Raw genomic sequence first — 3,545 nt, 5'->3', positions numbered from 1 at the left:
CCGGTTGGCTGACCTGGCGAGGGCCGCCGGCCCCGGCTGGGCGTCCCCGCCCCTGCCGGGCCGACCGGCCGTTGGTGCCGCGCCCGCGCTGGTCAGCGCCTGGTGGTCCGGGTTGACCCCGGCGCAGCGTCGGTGGCTGATCGGGCGCGAGCCGGCCCTGGTCGGCCAGATGGACGGGCTGCCGGTGGCCGCCCGCGACCAGGCCAACCGGTTACGGCTCGACGTCTGGCGTGCGGAGTTGCTGGCCGAGCGGCGACGACTGCTGTCCCGGGTGCCGCCGGGGCCGCTCGCGTCGATCCGGTTGCGCGGGGTGGCCGGGCGGTTGGCCGGCCTGGACGCGCTGGTCGGGCGGCTGACGGCCGGCGGGGCTTCGCGGGCGTACCTGCTCGGGTTGGATCCGGCCGGTGAGGGCCGGGCGGTGGTGGCGCTCGGCGACCCGGACCACGCCGACCGGGTGCTGACCTACGTGCCGGGGATGACCGCCGGCCTGGACGACGCCACCGGCGAGTTGGGCAGGGCGGCCCGGGTGCTGGACCGGTGCGCCGCGCTCGCCCCGGGTGAGCGCAGCGCGGCGGTGCTCTGGTTGGACTACGACGCTCCGGATCTGCTGACCGAGGCCTCCTCGGCGGGCCAGGCGCGGGACGCCGGCCCGGCGTTGCACCGCTTCCAGGAGGGGCTGCGGGCCAGCCACGAGGGGCCACCGTCCCGGCAGACCGTGCTCGGGCACAGCTACGGGTCGCTGGTGGTGGGGATGGCCGCCCGGGAGCACGGGCTCGCCGCCGACGCGCTGGTCTTCGTCGGCTCCCCCGGCGTCGGCGCGTCGCACGCCGCCGAGCTGGGCGTGCCGCCCGGGGAGGTGTGGGCGAGCAGCGCCCCCGACGACGTGATCCGGGCCGCCCAGCCACCGGACGAGCTGGGCCGACGGGCCCTGCTGCGGATGGCTCCGCTGGCCGCCGTGCTGGGCTGGCCGGGCCAGACCGGGCACGAGCTGTGGTTCGGGCACGACCCGTCAGATCCCGGGTTCGGCGGTCGGGTCTTCGGCAGTGGGCGAGGCGGGCACACCGGTTACTGGGACCCGGGCAATCCCGCGCTGGACGGGATGGCCCGGGTCGTGCTGGGCCGCTGAGGCTTATTCGACGGTGACCGACTTGGCCAGGTTGCGGGGCTGGTCCACGTCGTGCCCCCGGGCGGCCGCGATCTCGGCGGCGAGCACCTGCAACGGCACCGTGGTGACGAGCGGGGCCAGCAGCGTGGGCGTACGCGGCACGTAGATCAGGTGGTCGGCGTACCGGACGACGGCCTCGTCACCCTCCTCCGCGATGACGATGGTCCGCGCGCCACGAGCCCGGACCTCCTGGATGTTGGAGACGACCTTGTCGTGCAGCATGCCTCGACCGACCGGCGAGGGCACCACGCAGATGACCGGGGTGCCCTTGTCGATCAAGGCGATCGGGCCGTGCTTCAGCTCACCGGCGGCGAAGCCCTCGGCGTGCATGTACGCCAACTCCTTGAGCTTCAGCGCGCCCTCCAGGGCCACCGGGTAGCCGACGTGCCGGCCGATGAACAGCACTGTCGGCTCGGACTTCAGCTCCCGGGCCAGCTCGCGGACGGGCTCGATCCGGTCGAGCAGCTCACGCAGCTTGCCCGGGATCTCCTGCAACTGCGCGACCACCGCGCCCACCTCGTCGGCGAACTTGATCCCGCGCACCTGGGCCAGGTGCAGGCCGATCAGGTAGCAGGCGACGACCTGGGTGAGAAACGCCTTGGTGGAGGCGACCGCGATCTCCGGCCCACCGTGGGTGTAGAGCACGGCGTCGGACTCGCGGGGGATGGTCGAGCCGTTGGTGTTGCAGATCGCCAGCACCCGGGCCTTCTGCTCCTTGGCGTGGCGCAGCGCCATCAGGGTGTCCATCGTCTCGCCGGACTGCGAGATGACCACGATCAGCGTGGACCGGTCGAGCACCGGGTCGCGGTAGCGGAACTCGCTGGCCAGCTCCACCTCGCACGGGATCCGGGTCCAGTGTTCGATGGCGTACTTGGCGACCATGCCGGCGTGGTACGCCGTACCGCAGGCCACGATGAAGATCTTGTCGACGTCGCGCAGATCCTGGTCGCTGAGGCGGACCTCGTCGAGGGCGATCTCACCGCTCTCGGTGAGCCGGCCCAGCAGCGTGTCGGCGATGGCCTGCGGCTGCTCCTCGATCTCCTTGAGCATGAACCAGTCGTAGCCGCCCTTCTCCGCGGCCGAGGAGTCCCAGTCGATGTGGAAGTCCTTGCCGGCGGCGGGCTGGCCCTCGAAGTCGGTGATCTCGATGCTGTCATCGGTGATCAGCACGATCTGGTCCTGGCCCAGCTCGACCGCTTCCCGGGTGTGCTCGATGAACGCGGCCACGTCGCTCGCCAGGTAGTTCTCCCCGTCGCCGCGGCCGACCACCAGCGGCGAGTTGCGCCGGGCACCGACGACCGCACCGGGCACGGCGGCGTCCACCGCGAGCAGGGTGAACGCGCCCTCCAGTCGCTGGCAGACCACGCGCATGCCGGCGGCGAGCAACTGCGGGCTGTCCGGTTGGCCGGCGGCACGCAGGTCGGCCAACGCGGCGGCGAGCAGGTGCGCGGCGCACTCGGTGTCGGTGTCGCTGGTGAACTGGACGCCGTCGGCCTCCAACTCGGCGCGGAGCTTGGCGAAGTTCTCGATGATGCCGTTGTGGATCACCGCGACCCGGCCGTCGGGGGCGACGTGCGGGTGGGCGTTGCGGTCGGTGGGGCCGCCGTGGGTGGCCCACCGGGTGTGCCCGATGCCGGTGGTGCCGTCACCGATGCCGATCGGGCTGGCCGCGCAGGAGGTCGGGTCGTCGGCGGCCCGCTCGGACAGCACCTTCTCCAGGTTGGCCAGCTTGCCGGCCTTCTTCTCGGTCAGCAGTTGGTCGTCGCAGACGATCGCGACGCCTGCCGAGTCGTAGCCGCGGTATTCCAGCCGCCGCAGCCCGTCGAGGACGATGCCGAGTGCGGGGCGCGCGCCCGCGTATCCCACGATTCCACACATGGCCCGCAGCCTAACCCAGTTTCACTCATGGTGGGTGCTCGAAAGTCGGGTTATCAATCACGGAATCTGAGCGATCGGGGCCTGGGCGGCCTCAACGGGACGAGCGTCACAGGCGGCGCGCGCCCCGCCCTGGAAGGCGGGGTTGCGACACGCCTTCGGGTACGACAGTCTCTCGGCGGGTTTGGCGCTCCTGTCCACGGCCCGTTCGCTCCATACCCACTCCCGCCCGGAGCAGCCATGTCCGACGCGCCGTCGCCCGACCCATCCCCCTCATCCGCTCCGGACCCGGCCTCCTCCGCACCCCCACCGGATCCGACGGCGCCGCCGTCCTCGGCTCCGTTTCCGGCCCCCGACCCGCTGGCCCCGGGCCAGCCGTGGGCACCGCCGGCCCCATGGACACCGTCGCCGTGGCCACCACCTCCTCCGGCCGCGCCCTGGCAGCCGGCCCCGCCCGTCACCCAGTGGACGCCCCAGCCGCCTGCGGCGCCGTGGACGCCCGCCC

Annotated in this window: 2 protein-coding genes; one reads left to right on the top strand and one right to left on the bottom strand. The window is 73.1% G+C overall.

The features are described from left to right. The coding region (locus tag PSH25_RS25440) for an alpha/beta hydrolase (protein WP_238661462.1) at positions 1–1,126 on the top strand (1,126 nt) is incomplete at its 5' end. A 3-nt stretch (positions 1,127–1,129) separates the two neighbouring features. Here the strand turns inward: PSH25_RS25440 and glmS are convergent. Next, on the bottom strand, positions 1,130–3,043 hold the full coding sequence (gene glmS, locus PSH25_RS25435) for a glutamine--fructose-6-phosphate transaminase (isomerizing) (protein WP_238661461.1): 1,914 nt from the start codon (positions 3,041–3,043) through the stop codon (positions 1,130–1,132). Positions 3,044–3,545: the final 502 nt, after the last annotated feature.

Source organism: Micromonospora foliorum (genome assembly GCF_022229015.1).
Lineage (GTDB): Bacteria > Actinomycetota > Actinomycetes > Mycobacteriales > Micromonosporaceae > Micromonospora > Micromonospora foliorum.
The sequence above is the reverse complement of the archived record's forward strand: the minus strand, read 5'-3'. Positions and strand labels throughout refer to the sequence as shown.